Source organism: Ensifer sp. 22460, assembly GCF_052044935.1.
Classification (GTDB): Bacteria; Pseudomonadota; Alphaproteobacteria; order Rhizobiales; family Rhizobiaceae; genus Ensifer.
Map to the genome: position 1 here is coordinate 1 of NZ_JBQENZ010000054.1, position 19,680 is coordinate 19,680.

Consider the following 19,680-nt stretch of genomic DNA (forward strand, 5'->3'; position numbering starts at 1 on the left):
ATGGCAAAGAGCAAATTTGAGCGCAACAAGCCGCACGTTAACATTGGCACGATTGGCCACGTTGACCATGGCAAGACGTCGCTGACCGCAGCGATCACGAAGTACTTCGGCGAGTTCAAGGCGTATGACCAGATCGACGCTGCGCCGGAAGAAAAGGCCCGTGGTATCACCATTTCGACGGCCCACGTTGAGTACGAGACGCCGAACCGTCACTACGCTCACGTTGACTGCCCCGGCCACGCCGACTACGTCAAGAACATGATCACCGGTGCTGCCCAGATGGACGGCGCGATCCTGGTTTGCTCGGCTGCTGACGGCCCGATGCCGCAGACCCGCGAGCACATCCTGCTCGCCCGCCAGGTTGGCGTTCCGGCAATCGTCGTGTTCCTCAACAAGGTCGACCAGGTTGACGACGCCGAGCTTCTCGAGCTCGTCGAACTCGAAGTTCGCGAACTTCTGTCGTCCTACGAATTCCCGGGCGACGACATTCCGATCATCAAGGGCTCGGCTCTTGCTGCTCTGGAAGATTCGGACAAGAAGATCGGCGAAGATGCGATCCGCGAGCTGATGGCCGCTGTTGACGCCTACATCCCGACGCCGGAGCGTCCGATCGACCAGCCGTTCCTGATGCCGATCGAAGACGTGTTCTCGATCTCGGGCCGTGGTACGGTTGTGACCGGTCGCGTTGAGCGCGGTATCGTCAAGGTCGGCGAAGAAGTTGAAATCGTCGGCATCCGCGACACGTCGAAGACGACGGTTACGGGCGTTGAAATGTTCCGCAAGCTGCTCGACCAGGGCCAGGCCGGCGACAACATCGGCGCGCTGATCCGTGGTGTTAACCGTGACGGCGTTGAGCGTGGCCAGATCCTGTGCAAGCCGGGTTCGGTCAAGCCGCACAAGAAGTTCATGGCCGAAGCCTACATCCTGACGAAGGAAGAAGGCGGCCGCCATACGCCGTTCTTCACGAACTACCGTCCGCAGTTCTACTTCCGCACGACGGACGTGACGGGCATCGTGACGCTGCCGGAAGGTACGGAAATGGTCATGCCGGGCGACAACGTCACCGTTGCCGTCGAGCTGATCGTTCCGATCGCGATGGAAGAAAAGCTGCGCTTCGCGATCCGCGAAGGCGGCCGTACCGTCGGCGCAGGCATCGTAGCCTCGATCGTCGAGTAATCTGCTGGTTTCAGATCAGTAGAGAGGCCCCGCTGGCAACGGCGGGGCCTTTTTCGTTGCAGGAGCTGCCAGGACTTCATCGATAAAGTCGCGCTTGCCGTGGGTGTAGATATCCCAATCGCCATTGGCGTCTGTGGCAAGCCGCTTTTTCAGCGTCTCGTATCGCTCGGCATAGTCCGGCCGTTCACGCAACTGGTCGCGGAAGAGGAGGCGTGCCGCATGAGCGGCGTTGTCGCCAGAGCAAAGATAGAGGCGCGTGCCGTAGGGGCGCGTATCGGTGGTGAAGGTCCAGAGGCCGCTTGCGTGCGGATCGCGGTGAAAGGTGTAGCCGATGCTGCGAAGGCGCGCAGTCAGCTCCGGCAGCCTTCTCAGATCCGCGATGACCGCATCGATATCGATCTTCGGCTTCGCCGCCAATCCGGGCACTGCGGTACTGCCGATGTGATGGACCTCGCGGACGAAGGGTGAAAGCAGCTTCGCGATCTCTGAGGCTCGCTCTTCAAACAACAAAGGCCAGCAGGGCTCGTGTTCGACCAGCGTGATGCGCGACATATGATTCGGCTCCCGGCAATTGCCGGCAGGATAGCGGATTCCCGACTTCGCGCGCCGCGGAAATTACGGCAGGCTCGACAATGACTTGCGCCCGTTCGTGACGCCGCAGGCGGCAGGGCAGGGGGTTGTCGCAATTCGATGAGGATTTTTTCGCTTCTTCGGTGAAAGGTGCTTGTCATCCTCCGGCAAACTGAATATTAAGCCGCTGACTTGAGGCGGCGACGCGTCGTTAGACGAAGGCGCAGCTGAATAGGGGTATAGCTCAGTTGGTAGAGCGGCGGTCTCCAAAACCGCAGGTCGGGGGTTCGAGCCCCTCTGCCCCTGCCATTTCTCTCGCGCTTGCATAAAGGCTGAGGGGACGGCAAACTAAAGCTTAAGGACCGGTGACCCGGTCGACGAAATTCACAAAAAAGACTGATTGGCTCTTGTGGTTTTCAGAATCGGTCTTTATGTAGGGTCCAAACAGACACGCGGTGCGTGGGGCTGAATCATCGGCTTTACGCGCCGTAATGGCGTGAGCATTACATGGCATCCAAAACGAATCCGGTAACGTTTCTGCAGCAGGTTCGCTCTGAGACGTCGAAAGTGACTTGGCCTTCTCGGCGCGAGACGATGATCTCGACGCTGATGGTCTTTGTCATGGTCTTTTTTGCCGCTGCCTTCTTCTTTGCTGCGGACCAGTTGATGGGTTGGGCGATCGGCCTCATCCTCAACGTTGGCGCTTGATTGGGTGGAGGGTAGTATGGCTGCGCGCTGGTATATTGTTCACGCCTATTCGAACTTCGAAAAGAAGGTCGCTGAATCGATCGAGGAAAAGGCCAAGCAGAAGGGTCTCGAGCATTTGTTCGAGAAGATTCTCGTGCCGACCGAGAAGGTTGTCGAAGTGCGTCGTGGCCGCAAGGTCGACGCCGAGCGCAAGTTCTTCCCGGGCTACGTTCTGGTTCGCGCCAATCTGACGGATGAGGCTTTCCATCTCATCAAGAATACGCCGAAGGTAACGGGTTTCCTCGGTACGGACAGCAAGCCGGTTCCGATTCCGGACCATGAGGCTGAGCGCATCCTTGGTCAGGTCCAGGATGGCGTCGAGCGTCCGAAGCCGTCGGTTTCGTTCGAGATCGGCGAGCAGGTCCGCGTTTCGGATGGTCCGTTCGCCTCGTTCAACGGCGTCGTTCAGGACGTCGACGAAGAGCGTTCGCGCCTCAAGGTCGAGGTTTCGATCTTCGGTCGCGCGACGCCGGTCGAGCTGGAATACGGTCAGGTCGAGAAGGTCTGAGAAGATCTCAAGAGATAGGGCGGGTTGCGACCCGTTCTGGCGGAGAAATCCGCATGCGCGTGGAAGGGGAGCGACCTTAGCCGGGTCGGATCGTCCGTACCACGCAACCGCAGCCGCTGATCCCCGTGATCGGCAACAAGCCGGGCAACCGGCGTAACAGATCCCGGTGCGATCCGTCGCAAAGGGATTTCAGAAAGGCAGAGAGAAATGGCTAAGAAAGTTGCAGGCCAGCTCAAGCTGCAGGTGAAGGCTGGGTCGGCCAATCCGTCCCCGCCGATCGGTCCTGCGCTCGGTCAGCGTGGCATTAACATCATGGAATTCTGCAAGGCGTTCAATGCCGCCACGCAGGAAATGGAAAAGGGTATGCCGATCCCGGTCGTCATCACCTATTACCAGGACAAGTCCTTCACTTTCGTCATGAAGCAGCCGCCGGTCAGCTACTTCCTGAAGAAGGAAGCAAAGATCCAGTCCGGTTCGAAGACCCCCGGCAAGGGCGGTTCGGCCGGCAAGCTCACCAAGGCTCAGATCAAGTCGATCGCCGAAGCCAAGATGAAGGATCTCAATGCTGCCGATATCGAAGGCGCAATGGCCATGATCGAGGGCTCTGCCCGCGCTATGGGCCTGGAAGTGGTAGGCTAAGACCATGGCGAAGATTGCAAAGCGTGTACAGAAGTCCCGCGAGGGCGTCGATCCGACGAAGATCTACGGCCTCACCGAGGCCGTTTCGATGGTCAAGGAACGTGCAACTGCCAAGTTCGACGAGACCATCGAAGTTGCGATGAACCTCGGCGTTGACCCGCGCCACGCCGACCAGATGGTCCGCGGCGTCGTCAACCTGCCGAACGGCACCGGCCGCTCGGTTCGCGTCGCCGTTTTCGCACGTGGCGCCAAGGCTGACGAAGCCAAGGCTGCCGGTGCTGACGTCGTTGGCGCGGAAGAGCTCGTCGAAATCGTTCAGGGCGGCAAGATCGATTTCGATCGCTGCATCGCAACCCCGGACATGATGCCGCTCGTCGGTCGCCTCGGTAAGGTTCTCGGCCCGCGTGGCATGATGCCGAACCCGAAGGTCGGCACGGTCACGATGGACGTCGCTGGTGCCGTCAAAGCATCCAAGGGCGGCGCCGTCGAGTTCCGCGTCGAAAAGGCCGGTATCGTTCACGCCGGCATCGGCAAGGCATCCTTCGATGCCAAGGCACTGGAAGAAAACATCCGTGCTTTCGCTGACGCAGTGATCAAGGCAAAGCCGACCGGCGCCAAGGGCAACTACGTCAAGCGCGTCGCTATTTCGTCGACCATGGGCCCAGGCCTCAAGATCGACCCGGCCACGCTCAGCGTCGCTTAATCGTTTTCGGGCTTCGGCCCGGTACCAAATTCCCGGCCTTTCGGGGCCGGGAATTCCGGACGTCAAGTCCGGAACTCCTGTCCGAGATTGCGGGTGGTTTTACCTTAATCACTTCGGCCTGCATGAGACGGGTAAGATCTGAATTTCGCTATGGCGCCGGAGGCGTCGAAATTCGGTTCGAACCTCGCTTGCCTTGTGTCAGACCCGGCTCTTCCGGGAACGCCAAGGGACAGGATCCTTAAGCGTTACGTGGGATCGAGCTCGATCTCGGGTGACAAAGGCAAACCCGGCGGGGCTGCAGTATTGCAACCCTGCCTACTGGAGACAGACAGTGGAAAGAGCGGAAAAACGCGAATTCGTCACGGAGCTGAACGAAGTCTTCAAGGCTTCCGGTTCGGTTGTCGTGGCCCACTATGCTGGTGTCACAGTTGCGCAGATGAACGACTTCCGTTCGAAGATGCGCGCTGCTGGCGGCACCGTCAAAGTCGCGAAAAACCGCCTGGCCAAGATCGCTCTTCAGGGCACCGAGTCGGAAGGGATGAGCAATCTCTTCAAGGGTCAGACGCTGATCGCATACAGCGAAGACCCGATCACGGCTCCTAAGGTCGTCATGGATTTCGCCAAGACCAACGACAAGCTCGTTGTTCTCGGTGGCGCCATGGGCACAACCACGCTCAACGCCGAAGCAGTCAAGTCGCTCGCGACCCTGCCTTCGCTCGACGAGCTGCGCGCAAAGCTGCTGGGCCTTCTCAATGCCCCGGCAACCCGCGTCGCAACGGTTGTTGCAGCACCGGCAAGCCAGCTTGCTCGCGTGTTCTCGGCCTATGCCAAGAAGGACGAAGCCGCCTAAGGCGGATTTTCGCTGTTGTATTTAAAACCAGTTCGAACCGAACAAAAGGAAAAGTAAAATGGCTGATCTCGCAAAGATCGTTGAAGACCTCTCCTCGCTGACCGTTCTGGAAGCTGCTGAGCTTTCCAAGCTGCTCGAAGAGAAGTGGGGCGTTTCGGCTGCTGCTCCGGTAGCTGTTGCTGTTGCTGGCGGCGCTGCCGGCGGTGCTGCTGCTGCTGCTGAAGAAGAAAAGACCGAATTTGACGTTATCCTCGTTGACGCTGGTGCCAACAAGATCAACGTCATCAAGGAAGTCCGCGCCATCACCGGTCTCGGCCTCAAGGAAGCCAAGGACCTCGTCGAAGGCGCTCCTAAGCCGGTTAAGGAAGCAGTTTCCAAGGCTGAAGCTGCTGACCTCAAGAAGAAGCTCGAAGACGCTGGCGCCAAGGTTGACGTCAAGTAATTCGGCTACATGCAAGGGGAGGTGGCCTTTTCAGGCCGCCTCTCTTTGACCGTTTTTGGAACATATTACCCAAAAGCCTGTCGAAAAACGGCTTTTGGGTAATGGGTTCTTCAAGAGGATGGTCTCGAACGGAAGGCAGCACAGCAATCCGCGCTGAGCGTTTTCCGTTAGCTGGACGAGATTGGACTACTCATTGATTGACGGGGTCGACTGGCCATCGGTTCCCGTCCGTTGCAGGCCCGGATGCAAGATTGACAAGGAGCGACGATGGCTCAGACCCTTTCGTTTAACGGTCGCAGGCGCGTACGCAAGTTTTTTGGTAAAATTCCAGAAGTCGCAGAAATGCCGAACCTCATCGAGGTTCAGAAGGCATCCTACGACCAGTTTCTGATGGTTGAAGAGCCCAAGGGCGGTCGCCCTGACGAGGGGCTCCAAGCTGTTTTCAAGTCCGTTTTCCCGATCAAGGATTTCTCGGGCGCATCGATGCTTGAGTTCGTGTCCTACGAATTCGAGCCGCCGAAGTTCGACGTCGAGGAATGCCGTCAGCGCGATCTGACCTACGCAGCGCCGCTCAAGGTGACGCTGCGCCTCATCGTATTCGATATCGACGAGGATACCGGCGCGAAGTCGATCAAGGACATCAAGGAACAGAACGTCTACATGGGCGACATGCCGCTCATGACCGACAACGGTACCTTCATCGTCAATGGTACCGAGCGCGTTATCGTTTCGCAGATGCACCGGTCGCCGGGCGTGTTCTTCGACCACGACAAGGGCAAGAGCCATTCGTCGGGCAAGCTGCTCTTCGCAGCACGCGTCATTCCTTACCGCGGTTCCTGGCTCGACATCGAGTTCGACGCCAAGGACATCGTGCATGCCCGTATCGACCGCCGCCGCAAGATTCCGGTGTCGTCGCTGCTGATGGCGCTCGGCATGGACGGCGAGGAAATCCTCGACACCTTCTACACGAAGTCGCTTTACCAGCGCGACGGCGAAGGCTGGCGCGTGCCGTTCCAGCCGGATGCCCTGAAGGGTCAGAAGGCCATCACCGAGATGGTCGACGCCGACACCGGTGAAGTCGTTGTCGAGGCTGGCAAGAAGCTGACCCCGCGCCTGCTTCGTCAGTTGCAGGACAAGGGTCTGAAGGCGCTCAAGGCGACCAATGATGACCTCTACGGCAACTATCTTGCCGAAGACGTCGTCAACTTCGCAACCGGTGAAATCTACCTCGAAGCAGGCGACGAGATCGACGAGAAGACGCTTCCCGTCATTCTGTCGGCCGGCTTCGACGAAATCCCGGTTCTCGACATCGACCATATCAATGTCGGCGCCTACATCCGCAATACGCTGACCGTAGACAAGAACGAGAACCGTCAGGACGCTCTGTTCGATATCTACCGCGTCATGCGTCCGGGCGAGCCGCCGACCATGGATTCTGCGGAAGCCATGTTCAACACGCTGTTCTTCGACGCCGAGCGCTACGACCTCTCGGCCGTCGGCCGCGTCAAGATGAACATGCGCCTCGACCTTGAAGTTGCGGATACCGTCCGTACCCTGCGCAAGGAAGACATCCTGGCTGTCGTCAAGATGCTCGTCGAACTGCGCGACGGTAAGGGCGAAATCGACGACATCGACAACCTCGGCAACCGCCGTGTTCGTTCGGTCGGCGAGTTGATGGAAAACCAGTACCGCCTGGGTCTGTTGCGCATGGAGCGCGCGATCAAGGAACGCATGTCGTCGATCGAGATCGACACCGTCATGCCGCAGGACCTGATCAACGCCAAGCCGGCTGCCGCAGCCGTCCGCGAATTCTTCGGCTCCTCGCAGCTGTCGCAGTTCATGGACCAGGTGAACCCGCTTTCGGAAATCACCCACAAGCGCCGCCTTTCGGCACTTGGCCCGGGTGGTCTGACCCGCGAGCGCGCCGGCTTCGAAGTCCGCGACGTTCACCCGACGCACTACGGCCGTATTTGCCCGATCGAAACGCCGGAAGGCCCGAACATCGGTCTGATCAACTCGCTCGCAACCTTCGCCCGCGTCAACAAGTACGGCTTCATCGAAAGCCCGTACCGCAAGATCGTTGACGGCAAGGTGACGAACGACGTCGTCTATCTCTCGGCGATGGAAGAAGCGAAGTATCACGTCGCCCAGGCCAACTCGGTTCTCGAGAGCGATGGTTCGTTCTCGGAAGAATTCGTCGTTTGCCGTCATGCCGGCGAAGTTATGCTGGCACCGCGCGACAACATCAACCTGATGGACGTTTCGCCGAAGCAGCTCGTTTCGGTCGCGGCCGCGCTCATCCCGTTCCTTGAGAACGACGACGCGAACCGCGCACTGATGGGCTCGAACATGCAGCGTCAGGCCGTGCCGCTGCTGCGCGCCGAAGCGCCGTTCGTCGGTACCGGCATGGAGCCGGTCGTTGCCCGCGACTCCGGCGCAGCAATCGCTGCCCGTCGTGGCGGTGTCGTCGACCAGGTTGACGCGACCCGTATCGTTATCCGCGCCACCGAAGACCTCGATCCGTCGAAGTCGGGCGTCGATATCTATCGTCTGCAGAAGTTCCAGCGTTCGAACCAGAACACCTGCGTCAACCAGCGTCCGCTGGTTACCGTCGGTGACGTTCTGAACAAGGGCGACATCATCGCCGACGGTCCGTCGACCGACCTCGGTGACCTGGCGCTCGGCCGCAACGCGCTCGTCGCGTTCATGCCGTGGAACGGCTACAACTACGAAGACTCGATCCTGCTCTCCGAGCGGATCGTGCGCGACGACGTGTTCACCTCCATCCACATCGAAGAATTCGAAGTGATGGCGCGTGACACGAAGCTGGGTCCGGAAGAAATCACCCGCGACATTCCGAACGTTTCGGAAGAAGCGCTGCGTAACCTCGACGAAGCCGGTATCGTTTATATCGGTGCTGAGGTTCAGCCGGGTGACATCCTCGTCGGCAAGATCACGCCGAAGGGCGAAAGCCCGATGACGCCGGAAGAAAAGCTTCTGCGCGCCATCTTCGGTGAAAAGGCTTCCGACGTTCGCGACACCTCGATGCGCATGCCCCCGGGCACCTTCGGTACCGTCGTCGAAGTTCGCGTCTTCAACCGCCACGGCGTTGAGAAGGACGAACGCGCGATGGCGATCGAGCGCGAGGAAATCGAACGCCTCGCCAAGGACCGCGACGACGAACAGGCGATCCTCGATCGTAACGTCTACGCACGTCTCGTCGACATGCTGCGTGGCCACACGGCCGTTGCCGGCCCGAAGGGCTTCAAGAAGGGCACCGAGCTTTCGAACCTCGTCGTCAGCGAATACCCCCGCTCGCAGTGGTGGATGTTCGCCGTCGAAGACGAAAAGGCTCAGGGCGAGATCGAAGCTCTGCGCGCCCAGTACGACGAATCCAAGTCGCGCCTTGAACAGCGCTTCATGGACAAGGTCGAGAAGGTCCAGCGCGGCGACGAAATGCCTCCGGGCGTCATGAAGATGGTCAAGGTCTTCGTCGCTGTGAAGCGCAAGATCCAGCCGGGCGACAAGATGGCCGGCCGTCACGGCAACAAGGGTGTCGTGTCGCGTATCGTGCCGATCGAAGACATGCCGTTCCTGGAAGACGGCACGCATGTCGACGTCGTTCTGAACCCGCTCGGCGTGCCTTCGCGCATGAACGTCGGCCAGATCCTCGAAACCCATCTCGGCTGGGCTTGCGCCGGCATGGGCAAGAAGATCGGCGCGATGCTCGATGCCTACAAGGCAGGCGCCGACATCCAGCCGCTGCGCGACACCATCGACAGCGTCATCGGGTCGGGCCCGAAGGGCGAGCCGATCAAGCAGTACGACGACGAGTCGATCGTGCGCCTGGCCGAGCAGACCCGTCGCGGCGTTTCGATCGCGACGCCGGTCTTCGACGGTGCTGTCGAAGCCGACGTCAACGAGATGCTGGAGCAGGCGGGCCTGAAGGTAACCGGTCAGTCGACGCTTTACGATGGCCGTACCGGCGATCAGTTCGACCGTCAGGTGACCGTGGGCTACATCTACATGCTCAAGCTCAACCACTTGGTCGACGACAAGATCCACGCCCGTTCGATCGGTCCGTACTCGCTCGTCACCCAGCAGCCGCTGGGCGGTAAGGCGCAGTTCGGCGGTCAGCGCTTCGGGGAAATGGAGGTCTGGGCGCTGGAAGCTTACGGCGCGGCCTACACCCTGCAGGAAATGCTGACGGTCAAGTCGGACGACGTTGCCGGTCGTACCAAGGTCTACGAAGCGATCGTCCGTGGCGACGATACCTTCGAAGCGGGCATTCCGGAGAGCTTCAACGTTCTCGTCAAGGAAATGCGCTCGCTGGGCCTTTCGGTCGAGCTCGAAAACTCGAAGGTCGACGAGGCTGGCGCGGCACAGTTGCCGGACGCAGCCGAGTAAAGAGACCCAAGGTGCGTGCCGCGATGCGGCGCGCACCGTTTCCGCCTGAAGACGCTGACGTTTTCGGCAGGAACAGAGCCGCAGCCAATGCGGTTTTAGCTGTTTAAGGGGCAGGGGCCGGCGCCCGGGATTTGTCGGCACCCTCGCCAAGCTCAGGGCGTAAAGCCCGTAAAGGAGACAGGCATGAACCAAGAGGTCATGAATCTTTTCAATCCGCAGGTGCCTGCACAGACCTTCGATTCCATCCGGATTTCGATCGCCTCGCCGGAGAAGATTCTTTCCTGGTCTTACGGTGAGATCAAGAAGCCGGAGACGATCAACTACCGTACGTTCAAGCCGGAACGCGACGGTCTGTTCTGCGCGCGCATCTTTGGCCCGATCAAGGACTACGAGTGCCTGTGCGGCAAGTACAAGCGCATGAAGTACAAGGGCATCATCTGCGAAAAGTGCGGCGTCGAAGTCACGCTGTCGCGCGTTCGCCGTGAGCGCATGGGCCACATCGAGCTCGCCGCTCCCGTCGCCCACATCTGGTTCCTGAAGTCGTTGCCTTCACGCATTTCGACGCTGCTCGACATGACGCTGAAGGATGTCGAACGCGTTCTGTACTTCGAAAACTACATCGTGACCGAGCCGGGTCTGACGTCGCTGAAGGAAAACCAGCTCCTCAGCGAAGAAGACTACATGCTCGCCGTCGATGAGTTCGGCGAAGACCAGTTCACCGCCATGATCGGCGCCGAAGCGATCTACGAGATGCTCGCTTCGATGAACCTGGAAAAGATCGCCGGCGATCTGCGTGCAGAACTTGCCGAGACGACCTCGGATCTGAAGCAGAAGAAGCTGATGAAGCGGCTGAAGATCGTCGAGAACTTCATGGAATCCGGCAACCGGCCGGAATGGATGATCATGAAGGTCGTTCCGGTGATCCCGCCGGATCTGCGCCCGCTCGTGCCGCTTGACGGCGGCCGTTTCGCGACGTCGGATCTGAACGATCTCTACCGCCGCGTGATCAACCGTAACAACCGTCTGAAGCGCCTGATCGAACTGCGTGCTCCGGGCATCATCATCCGTAACGAAAAGCGCATGCTGCAGGAATCTGTGGACGCGCTGTTCGATAACGGCCGTCGTGGCCGCGTCATCACCGGTGCCAACAAGCGTCCGCTGAAGTCGTTGTCCGACATGCTGAAGGGCAAGCAGGGCCGCTTCCGTCAGAACCTGCTCGGCAAGCGCGTCGACTATTCCGGCCGCTCGGTTATCGTGACCGGTCCGGAACTGAAGCTGCACCAGTGCGGTCTTCCGAAGAAGATGGCGCTCGAGTTGTTCAAGCCGTTCATCTACGCCCGCCTCGACGCCAAGGGTTACTCCTCGACCGTCAAGCAGGCCAAGAAGCTCGTTGAAAAGGAAAAGCCGGAAGTCTGGGATATCCTCGACGAGGTCATCCGCGAGCATCCGGTTCTCCTGAACCGCGCGCCGACGCTGCACCGCCTGGGCATCCAGGCCTTCGAACCGACCCTGGTCGAAGGCAAGGCGATCCAGCTGCATCCGCTCGTCTGCACGGCCTTCAACGCCGACTTCGACGGTGACCAGATGGCCGTTCACGTGCCGCTGTCGCTCGAAGCCCAGCTCGAAGCACGCGTGCTGATGATGTCGACGAACAACATTCTGCACCCGGCAAACGGCGCGCCGATCATCGTTCCGTCGCAGGACATGGTTCTCGGTCTCTACTACTTGTCGATCCTGAACCAGAACGAGCCGGGCGAAGGCATGGCGTTCTCGGACATGGGCGAACTGCATCACGCGCTCGAAACCAAGGCCGTGACCCTGCATGCCAAGATCCGTGGCCGCTTCAAGACCGTCGATGCCGAGGGCAACCCGGTTTCGAAGATCTACGAAACCACGCCTGGCCGCATGATCATCGGCGAGCTGCTGCCGCGCAACGTCAACGTGCCGTTCGACATCTGCAACCAGGAAATGACCAAGAAGAACATCTCCAAGATGATCGACGCGGTCTACCGTCACTGCGGCCAGAAGGACACGGTCATCTTCTGCGACCGCATCATGCAGCTCGGCTTTGCCCATGCCTGCCGCGCCGGCATTTCGTTCGGCAAGGACGACATGGTCATCCCGGACACCAAGGTGAAGATCGTCGGCGACACTGAAGCGCTCGTGAAGGAATACGAGCAGCAGTACAACGACGGCCTCATCACCCAGGGCGAAAAGTACAACAAGGTTGTCGACGCCTGGGGCAAGGCGACCGAAAAGGTCGCCGACGAAATGATGGCCCGCATTAAGGCGGTGGAGTTCGACGAAAACGGTCGTCAGAAGCCGATGAACTCGATCTACATGATGTCGCACTCCGGCGCCCGTGGTTCTCCGAACCAGATGCGTCAGCTGGGCGGCATGCGCGGCCTGATGGCCAAGCCGTCGGGCGAAATCATCGAGACGCCGATCATCTCGAACTTCAAGGAAGGCCTCACCGTTAACGAGTACTTCAACTCGACCCACGGTGCCCGTAAGGGTCTGGCCGACACCGCCTTGAAGACCGCGAACTCCGGTTACCTGACCCGTCGTCTCGTCGACGTCGCGCAGGATTGCATCGTCAACTCCGTCGATTGCGGCACCGAAAACGGTCTCACAATGACGGCGATCGTCGACGCCGGTCAGGTTGTGGCCTCGCTTGGCGCTCGTATTCTTGGCCGTACGGCTCTGGACGACATCGATCACCCGGTCACGGGCGCTCGCATCGTCGATGCCGGCCGGATGATCCTGGAACCCGACGTCATCGAGATCGAGAAGGCTGGTATCCAGTCGATCCGCATCCGTTCTGCACTGACCTGCGAAATCCAGACGGGCGTTTGCGGCGTCTGCTACGGCCGCGACCTGGCTCGTGGTACGCCGGTCAACATGGGCGAAGCGGTTGGCGTTATCGCTGCACAGTCGATCGGTGAACCGGGCACCCAGCTCACCATGCGTACCTTCCACCTGGGTGGTACGGCGACCGTGGTCGACCAGTCGTTCCTGGAAGCGTCCTACGAAGGTACGGTCCAGATCAAGAACCGCAACATGCTGCGCAACTCGGACGGCGTTCTCGTCGCGATGGGCCGTAACATGGCGGTCCAGATCCTGGACGAGCGTGGCGTCGAGCGTTCGTCGCAGCGTGTTGCCTATGGTTCGAAGATCCTCGTCGACGATGGCGACAAGGTGAAGCGCGGCCAGCGTCTCGCCGAGTGGGACCCCTACACCCGTCCGATGATGACGGAAGTAGAAGGTACCGTTCACTTCGAAGACGTCGTCGACGGCATCTCGGTGCTCGAAGCGACCGACGAGTCGACCGGTATCACCAAGCGCCAGGTTATCGACTGGCGTTCGACCCCGCGTGGTACGGACCTCAAGCCGGCGATCGTCATCAAGGACAAGAACGGCGCAGTTGCCAAGCTGTCGCGCGGCGGCGAAGCCCGCTTCTTGCTCTCGGTCGACGCGATCCTCTCGGTCGAACCCGGCCAGAAGGTCAGCCAGGGTGACGTTCTCGCTCGTTCGCCGCTCGAAAGCGCCAAGACCAAGGACATCACCGGTGGTCTGCCGCGTGTTGCCGAACTGTTCGAAGCCCGTCGTCCGAAGGATCACGCCATCATCGCTGAGATCGATGGCACCGTTCGCTTCGGCCGCGACTACAAGAACAAGCGTCGCGTTCTGATCGAGCCGGCGGAAGACGGTGTCGAGCCGGTCGAGTACCTGATCCCGAAGGGCAAGCCCTTCCATCTTCAGGATGGCGACTACATCGAAAAGGGCGATTACATCCTCGACGGCAACCCGGCGCCGCACGACATCCTGGCGATCAAGGGCGTGGAAGCGCTTGCTTCCTACCTGGTCAACGAAATCCAGGAAGTCTACCGACTGCAGGGCGTTGTCATCAACGACAAGCACATCGAAGTCATCGTTCGCCAGATGCTGCAGAAGGTGGAAATCACCGATGCCGGCGACTCGACCTACATCGTCGGTGACAATGTCGACCGGATCGAGCTCGAAGACGTCAACGACGGCCTGATCGAACAGGGCAAGAAGCCGGCATACGGCGATCCGGTCCTGCTCGGCATCACCAAGGCGTCGCTGCAGACACCGTCCTTCATCTCGGCGGCTTCGTTCCAGGAAACCACCAAGGTCCTGACCGAAGCGGCGATCGCTGGTAAGACGGACGGCCTGCAGGGCCTGAAGGAAAACGTCATCGTCGGCCGTCTGATCCCGGCCGGTACCGGTGGCACGATGACCCAGATCCGCCGCATCGCAACCGCGCGCGACGAAATGATCCTGGAAGAACGTCGTCGTGGCACGGGCGCCGAGGCAGCAACGCCAATGCTTGCCGATCTCGCCAACGAGAACGCTGCAGCCGAATAAGCGGGGAGGGCGGGTTATTCCGCCCTCTGACCCACACAAAGAAGAAGCCGCCGAGAGCGATCTCGGCGGCTTCTTCTTTTGGGCGGTCGCCCCGCGCGGCAACGGCGAGGGCGAAGGTCACTTGACTGCAAAGATTAGCTAAAGCGGATGATCGCCACTTCGCCTTCGAGTGCGCCCTGGTAGGCGGAGGCGTGGGGTTCGTCGCTCGGGATCTCGGTCAGTGTGCCGATCTGGTCCAGATCAGCCTCGAGAAAACCCTCTTCGGCAAGGGCGTTCAGTGCTTCGCGAACAGCGGTATCGTCGTCGGGCGCCTTGAGCATCACGTGAATGTCCACGCCGTCTTCGTCGCCGTCGGTCTCATAGGCCTTGCCGATGATGATGAACACCATCGGTTCGTCCGGGGCATTGTCGTTGTCTGGGGTGACGGCCATATTGTTTCCTTTCGATTGGCTGGCGCGACCTTAGCGCCCTTTTTTGTCCGGCGCGATGGAAATGCATCGCGCCTCGAATGCTTCTGCAGCGACCGACTCGAAGATGGTGGAAAACCCCCACAAAGTGGTTGCCGATTCCTTAACCCTATCCGACACTCCGCCTGTCGAAGGGCCAAAGAGGCGGGCACAAGGTTCGAAACCATGTGCAAAAGCCTTGTTTTGCAGGCATGTCAGGCCTGCGCGCGATAGAATATTTCTTAATTGCCCTTGACTGTTGGCCTTGAAATCAGTACACCCCGCCGCATCGGAGCCCATGTGAGGCTGGCTGGTTCGGAACGTCGCGTTCTGGAGTTCGCCTCAAACAAGGTTCGAAACGCACGCCGACGACTACAATGCTGCACGCAAGACGCGCACGATAGTGCGTCCTCTGCTTTATTTGGGGCCATCTGCGGAAAGGCGGATCGGCCCCTGTTTTGCGCATTTCATGAGGCGTTCGAAACTGCCGGCGACGGCAACGATCCGCCCGCAAGGGTAACGTGATAAGATTTTGCAAGGGATGGGTATATGCCTACCGTAAACCAGCTGATCCGCAAGCCTCGTCAGGCACAGGTAAAGCGCAATAAGGTTCCTGCTCTGCAGGAAAACCCGCAGAAGCGTGGCGTTTGCACCCGCGTTTACACGACGACCCCGAAGAAGCCGAACTCGGCTCTCCGTAAGGTTGCCAAGATTCGTCTGACGAACGGCTTCGAAGTCATCGGCTACATTCCGGGTGAAGGTCACAACCTTCAGGAGCACTCGGTTGTCATGATCCGCGGCGGCCGCGTTAAGGACCTTCCGGGCGTTCGTTACCACATCATCCGTGGTGTTCTCGATACGCAGGGCGTCAAGAACCGCAAGCAGCGTCGTTCGAAGTATGGTGCGAAGCGTCCGAAGTAATTCGGTTTTGAAAATCCCGGCGCTGCGCGAGGTCCTCCGCGTGGTAAAGCGCTGAAACAGTTTGAAGAGACGAGAAGTATGTCCCGACGTCATAAAGCAGAAAAGCGCGAGATCAATCCGGATCCGAAGTTCGGTGATCTGGTTGTCACGAAGTTCATGAACGCCATCATGCTGCACGGCAAGAAGTCTGTTGCGGAAAGCATTGTCTACGGCGCGTTCGATGCGGTTCAGGTCAAGCTCAAGCAAGAGCCGATCACCGTATTCCACTCTGCGCTCGACAACATCGCGCCGCACGTTGAAGTGCGTTCGCGCCGCGTCGGTGGTGCAACTTACCAGGTTCCGGTCGATGTTCGTCCGGAGCGTCGCCAGGCCCTCGCCATCCGTTGGCTGATTGCGGCCGCACGCAAGCGTAACGAAACGACCATGGTTGATCGCCTGTGCGGCGAACTCATGGACGCAGCGAACAACCGTGGTAGCGCCGTGAAGAAGCGCGAAGACACGCACAAGATGGCTGATGCCAACCGTGCGTTCTCGCATTATCGCTGGTAATTCTGGCGCGAACGTCTCAAGAGGCAGTCCACTATGGCACGCGAATACAAAATCGAAGACTACCGTAATTTCGGTATTATGGCGCACATCGACGCTGGCAAGACCACGACGACTGAGCGCATCCTGTACTACACCGGCAAGTCCCACAAGATCGGCGAAGTCCACGACGGCGCTGCGACCATGGACTGGATGGAGCAGGAGCAGGAACGCGGCATCACCATCACCTCTGCTGCCACGACCACCTTCTGGAAGGGTCGTGACGGCAAGACCCGCCGCTTCAACATCATCGACACCCCCGGCCACGTTGACTTCACCATCGAAGTCGAGCGTTCGCTGCGCGTTCTCGACGGTGCTATTGCGCTTCTCGACGCCAACGCCGGTGTTGAGCCGCAGACGGAAACCGTCTGGCGTCAGGCTGAGAAGTACAATGTTCCGCGCATGATCTTCTGCAACAAGATGGACAAGACCGGCGCCGACTTCTACCGCTCGGTCGAGATGATCAAGACCCGTCTCGGTGCAACGGCTGTCGTCATGCAGCTGCCGATCGGCGCTGAAACCGAATTCAAGGGCGTTATCGATCTGATCGAGATGAACGCCCTCGTCTGGCGCGACGAGTCCCTCGGCGCTCAGTGGGACGTTGTCGAAATCCCGGACGACCTGAAGGACAAGGCCGAAGAATATCGCGAAAAGCTGATCGAGACCGTTGTCGAGATCGACGAAGCTGCGATGGAAGCCTATCTCGAAGGCAACATGCCCTCGAATGACAAGATCCGCGAACTCGTTCGCCGCGGTACCATCGACGTGAAGTTCCACCCGATGTTCTGCGGTACCGCGTTCAAGAACAAGGGCGTTCAGCCGCTTCTCGACGCCGTCGTTGACTACCTGCCGTCGCCGCTCGACATTCCGGCGATCAAGGGTATCGACGCCAAGACCGAAGCAGAGATCGAGCGTCACGCTGATGATGCCGAGCCGCTCTCGATGCTCGCGTTCAAGATCATGAACGACCCCTTCGTCGGTTCGCTGACCTTTGCGCGCATCTACTCGGGCAAGCTCGAAAAGGGCTCGTCGGTCATGAACACGGTCAAGGACAAGCGCGAGCGCGTCGGCCGCATGCTGCAGATGCACTCCAACAGCCGTGAAGACATCGAAGAAGCTTTCGCTGGCGACATCGTCGCTCTCGCAGGCCTCAAGGAAACCACGACGGGCGACACGCTCTGCGACCCGCTGAAGCCGGTTATCCTCGAGCGCATGGAGTTCCCCGAGCCGGTCATCCAGATCGCGATCGAGCCGAAATCCAAGGGCGACCAGGAAAAGATGGGCCTCGCGCTCAACCGTCTGGCTGCCGAAGACCCGTCCTTCCGCGTCAAGACTGACCAGGAATCCGGTCAGACGATCATCGCCGGCATGGGCGAACTTCACCTCGACATCATCGTCGACCGCATGCGTCGCGAGTTCAAGGTTGAAGCAAACGTCGGCGCGCCGCAGGTTGCTTACCGCGAAACCATCACGCGCCAGCACGAAGAAGACTACACGCACAAGAAGCAGTCCGGTGGTACCGGTCAGTTCGCGCGCGTCAAGATCGTCTTCGAACCGAACCCGGAAGGCGAAGACTTCAAGTTCGAATCCAAGATCGTCGGCGGTGCTGTTCCGAAGGAATACATCCCGGGCGTTCAGAAGGGTATCGAAAGCGTTCTGTCTTCGGGTCCGCTCGCTGGCTTCCCGATGCTGGGCGTCAAGGCGACGCTCATCGACGGCGCATTCCACGACGTCGACTCGTCGGTTCTGGCCTTCGAAATCGCATCGCGTGCTTGCTTCCGTGAAGCGGCCAAGAAGGCTGGCGCACAGCTTCTCGAGCCGATGATGAAGGTCGAAGTCGTAACGCCGGAAGACTATGTCGGTGACGTTATCGGCGACCTGAATTCTCGTCGTGGCCAGATCCAGGGCCAGGAATCGCGTGGCGTTGCTGTCGTCATCGCCGCAAACGTGCCGCTCGCGAACATGTTCAAGTACGTCGACAACCTGCGTTCGATGTCTCAGGGTCGCGCACAGTACACGATGACCTTCGATCACTACGCGCCGGTTCCGTCGAACGTCGCACAGGAAATCCAGGCGAAGTATTCCGGTCAGAAGTGACCGGAATACCCTTTCGCTGACAGAAGTTAAGAGTTTTCCCCGGTAGGGGATAGAAAACGGAGAGCCGGAAATGGCAAAGAGCAAATTTGAGCGCAACAAGCCGCACGTTAACATTGGCACGATTGGCCACGTTGACCATGGCAAGACGTCGCTGACCGCAGCGATCACGAAGTACTTCGGCGAGTTCAAGGCGTATGACCAGATCGACGCTGCGCCGGAAGAAAAGGCCCGTGGTATCACCATTTCGACGGCCCACGTTGAGTACGAGACGCCGAACCGTCACTACGCTCACGTTGACTGCCCCGGCCACGCCGACTACGTCAAGAACATGATCACCGGTGCTGCCCAGATGGACGGCGCGATCCTGGTTTGCTCGGCTGCTGACGGCCCGATGCCGCAGACCCGCGAGCACATCCTGCTCGCCCGCCAGGTTGGCGTTCCGGCAATCGTCGTGTTCCTCAACAAGGTCGACCAGGTTGACGACGCCGAGCTTCTCGAGCTCGTCGAACTCGAAGTTCGCGAACTTCTGTCGTCCTACGAATTCCCGGGCGACGACATTCCGATCATCAAGGGCTCGGCTCTTGCTGCTCTGGAAGATTCGGACAAGAAGATCGGCGAAGATGCGATCCGCGAGCTGATGGCCGCTGTTGACGCCTACATCCCGACGCCGGAGCGTCCGATCGACCAGCCGTTCCTGATGCCGATCGAAGACGTGTTCTCGATCTCGGGCCGTGGTACGGTTGTGACCGGTCGCGTTGAGCGCGGTATCGTCAAGGTCGGCGAAGAAGTTGAAATCGTCGGCATCCGCGACACGTCGAAGACGACGGTTACGGGCGTTGAAATGTTCCGCAAGCTGCTCGACCAGGGCCAGGCCGGCGACAACATCGGCGCGCTGATCCGTGGTGTTAACCGTGACGGCGTTGAGCGTGGCCAGATCCTGTGCAAGCCGGGTTCGGTCAAGCCGCACAAGAAGTTCATGGCCGAAGCCTACATCCTGACGAAGGAAGAAGGCGGCCGCCATACGCCGTTCTTCACGAACTACCGTCCGCAGTTCTACTTCCGCACGACGGACGTGACGGGCATCGTGACGCTGCCGGAAGGTACGGAAATGGTCATGCCGGGCGACAACGTCACCGTTGCCGTCGAGCTGATCGTTCCGATCGCGATGGAAGAAAAGCTGCGCTTCGCGATCCGCGAAGG

Annotated in this window: 15 protein-coding genes and 1 tRNA gene; 14 read left to right on the forward strand and 2 right to left on the reverse strand. The window is 59.7% G+C overall.

Annotation, left to right across the window (positions count from 1 at the left end):
- A partial coding sequence (gene tuf, locus ACTJKM_RS35300) for an elongation factor Tu (RefSeq protein ID WP_034795467.1) occupies positions 1–1,176 on the forward strand: 1,176 nt, incomplete at its 5' end.
- 15 nt (positions 1,177–1,191) lie between these two features.
- Here the strand turns inward: tuf (ACTJKM_RS35300) and ACTJKM_RS35305 are convergent.
- Complete coding sequence (locus ACTJKM_RS35305; RefSeq protein ID WP_058329647.1) at positions 1,192–1,728, reverse strand: GrpB family protein; 537 nt, start codon at positions 1,726–1,728, stop codon at positions 1,192–1,194.
- 251 nt (positions 1,729–1,979) lie between these two features.
- On the opposite strand from ACTJKM_RS35305, the gene ACTJKM_RS35310 reads away from it, so the two are divergent.
- The 9 genes from ACTJKM_RS35310 to rpoC all read left to right on the forward strand — a co-directional run bounded on the left by ACTJKM_RS35310 (position 1,980) and on the right by rpoC (position 14,431).
- A tRNA-Trp gene (locus ACTJKM_RS35310) sits at positions 1,980–2,055 on the forward strand.
- A gap of 198 nt (positions 2,056–2,253) precedes the next feature.
- Positions 2,254–2,454 (forward strand): preprotein translocase subunit SecE, encoded by a 201-nt coding sequence (gene secE / locus ACTJKM_RS35315; RefSeq protein WP_034795473.1) that lies wholly within the window; start codon positions 2,254–2,256, stop codon positions 2,452–2,454.
- A 16-nt stretch (positions 2,455–2,470) separates the two neighbouring features.
- Positions 2,471–3,001, forward strand: a complete 531-nt coding sequence (gene nusG, locus ACTJKM_RS35320) for a transcription termination/antitermination protein NusG (RefSeq protein WP_034795476.1) — start codon at positions 2,471–2,473, stop codon at positions 2,999–3,001.
- A 207-nt stretch (positions 3,002–3,208) separates the two neighbouring features.
- Positions 3,209–3,640: a 50S ribosomal protein L11 gene (rplK, locus tag ACTJKM_RS35325; RefSeq protein ID WP_043626293.1), complete on the forward strand. Its 432-nt coding sequence runs from the start codon at positions 3,209–3,211 to the stop codon at positions 3,638–3,640.
- 4 nt (positions 3,641–3,644) lie between these two features.
- A complete protein-coding gene (gene rplA, locus ACTJKM_RS35330; protein ID WP_057252169.1) occupies positions 3,645–4,343 on the forward strand; it encodes a 50S ribosomal protein L1 in 699 nt (232 codons plus the stop codon).
- Positions 4,344–4,674: 331 nt separating this feature from the next.
- Positions 4,675–5,193 carry a 50S ribosomal protein L10 gene (rplJ, locus tag ACTJKM_RS35335; RefSeq protein WP_057252170.1) on the forward strand — a complete coding sequence of 173 codons (519 nt, stop codon included), beginning with the start codon at positions 4,675–4,677 and terminating at the stop codon, positions 5,191–5,193.
- Between the two features lie 58 nt (positions 5,194–5,251).
- Positions 5,252–5,635 carry a 50S ribosomal protein L7/L12 gene (rplL, locus tag ACTJKM_RS35340; RefSeq protein WP_057252171.1) on the forward strand — a complete coding sequence of 128 codons (384 nt, stop codon included), beginning with the start codon at positions 5,252–5,254 and terminating at the stop codon, positions 5,633–5,635.
- A gap of 267 nt (positions 5,636–5,902) precedes the next feature.
- Positions 5,903–10,042 carry a DNA-directed RNA polymerase subunit beta gene (rpoB, locus tag ACTJKM_RS35345; protein ID WP_058325123.1) on the forward strand — a complete coding sequence of 1,380 codons (4,140 nt, stop codon included), beginning with the start codon at positions 5,903–5,905 and terminating at the stop codon, positions 10,040–10,042.
- 183 nt (positions 10,043–10,225) lie between these two features.
- Positions 10,226–14,431: a DNA-directed RNA polymerase subunit beta' gene (rpoC, locus tag ACTJKM_RS35350; protein ID WP_058325124.1), complete on the forward strand. Its 4,206-nt coding sequence runs from the start codon at positions 10,226–10,228 to the stop codon at positions 14,429–14,431.
- A gap of 134 nt (positions 14,432–14,565) precedes the next feature.
- Here rpoC and ACTJKM_RS35355 read toward each other — a convergent pair whose 3' ends face one another.
- The gene (locus tag ACTJKM_RS35355) at positions 14,566–14,862 is read right to left on the reverse strand and encodes a hypothetical protein (protein WP_057252174.1); all 297 of its coding nucleotides are present in this window, start codon (positions 14,860–14,862) and stop codon (positions 14,566–14,568) included.
- 564 nt (positions 14,863–15,426) lie between these two features.
- On the opposite strand from ACTJKM_RS35355, the gene rpsL reads away from it, so the two are divergent.
- The 4 genes from rpsL to tuf (ACTJKM_RS35375) all read left to right on the forward strand — a co-directional run.
- Positions 15,427–15,798 carry a 30S ribosomal protein S12 gene (gene rpsL / locus ACTJKM_RS35360; RefSeq protein ID WP_003507760.1) on the forward strand — a complete coding sequence of 124 codons (372 nt, stop codon included), beginning with the start codon at positions 15,427–15,429 and terminating at the stop codon, positions 15,796–15,798.
- Positions 15,799–15,876: 78 nt separating this feature from the next.
- Complete coding sequence (gene rpsG, locus ACTJKM_RS35365; protein ID WP_057252175.1) at positions 15,877–16,347, forward strand: 30S ribosomal protein S7; 471 nt, start codon at positions 15,877–15,879, stop codon at positions 16,345–16,347.
- Between the two features lie 33 nt (positions 16,348–16,380).
- Positions 16,381–18,480: an elongation factor G gene (gene fusA, locus ACTJKM_RS35370; protein ID WP_057252176.1), complete on the forward strand. Its 2,100-nt coding sequence runs from the start codon at positions 16,381–16,383 to the stop codon at positions 18,478–18,480.
- Positions 18,481–18,550: 70 nt separating this feature from the next.
- The coding region (gene tuf, locus ACTJKM_RS35375; RefSeq protein WP_058326272.1) for an elongation factor Tu at positions 18,551–19,680 on the forward strand (1,130 nt) is incomplete at its 3' end.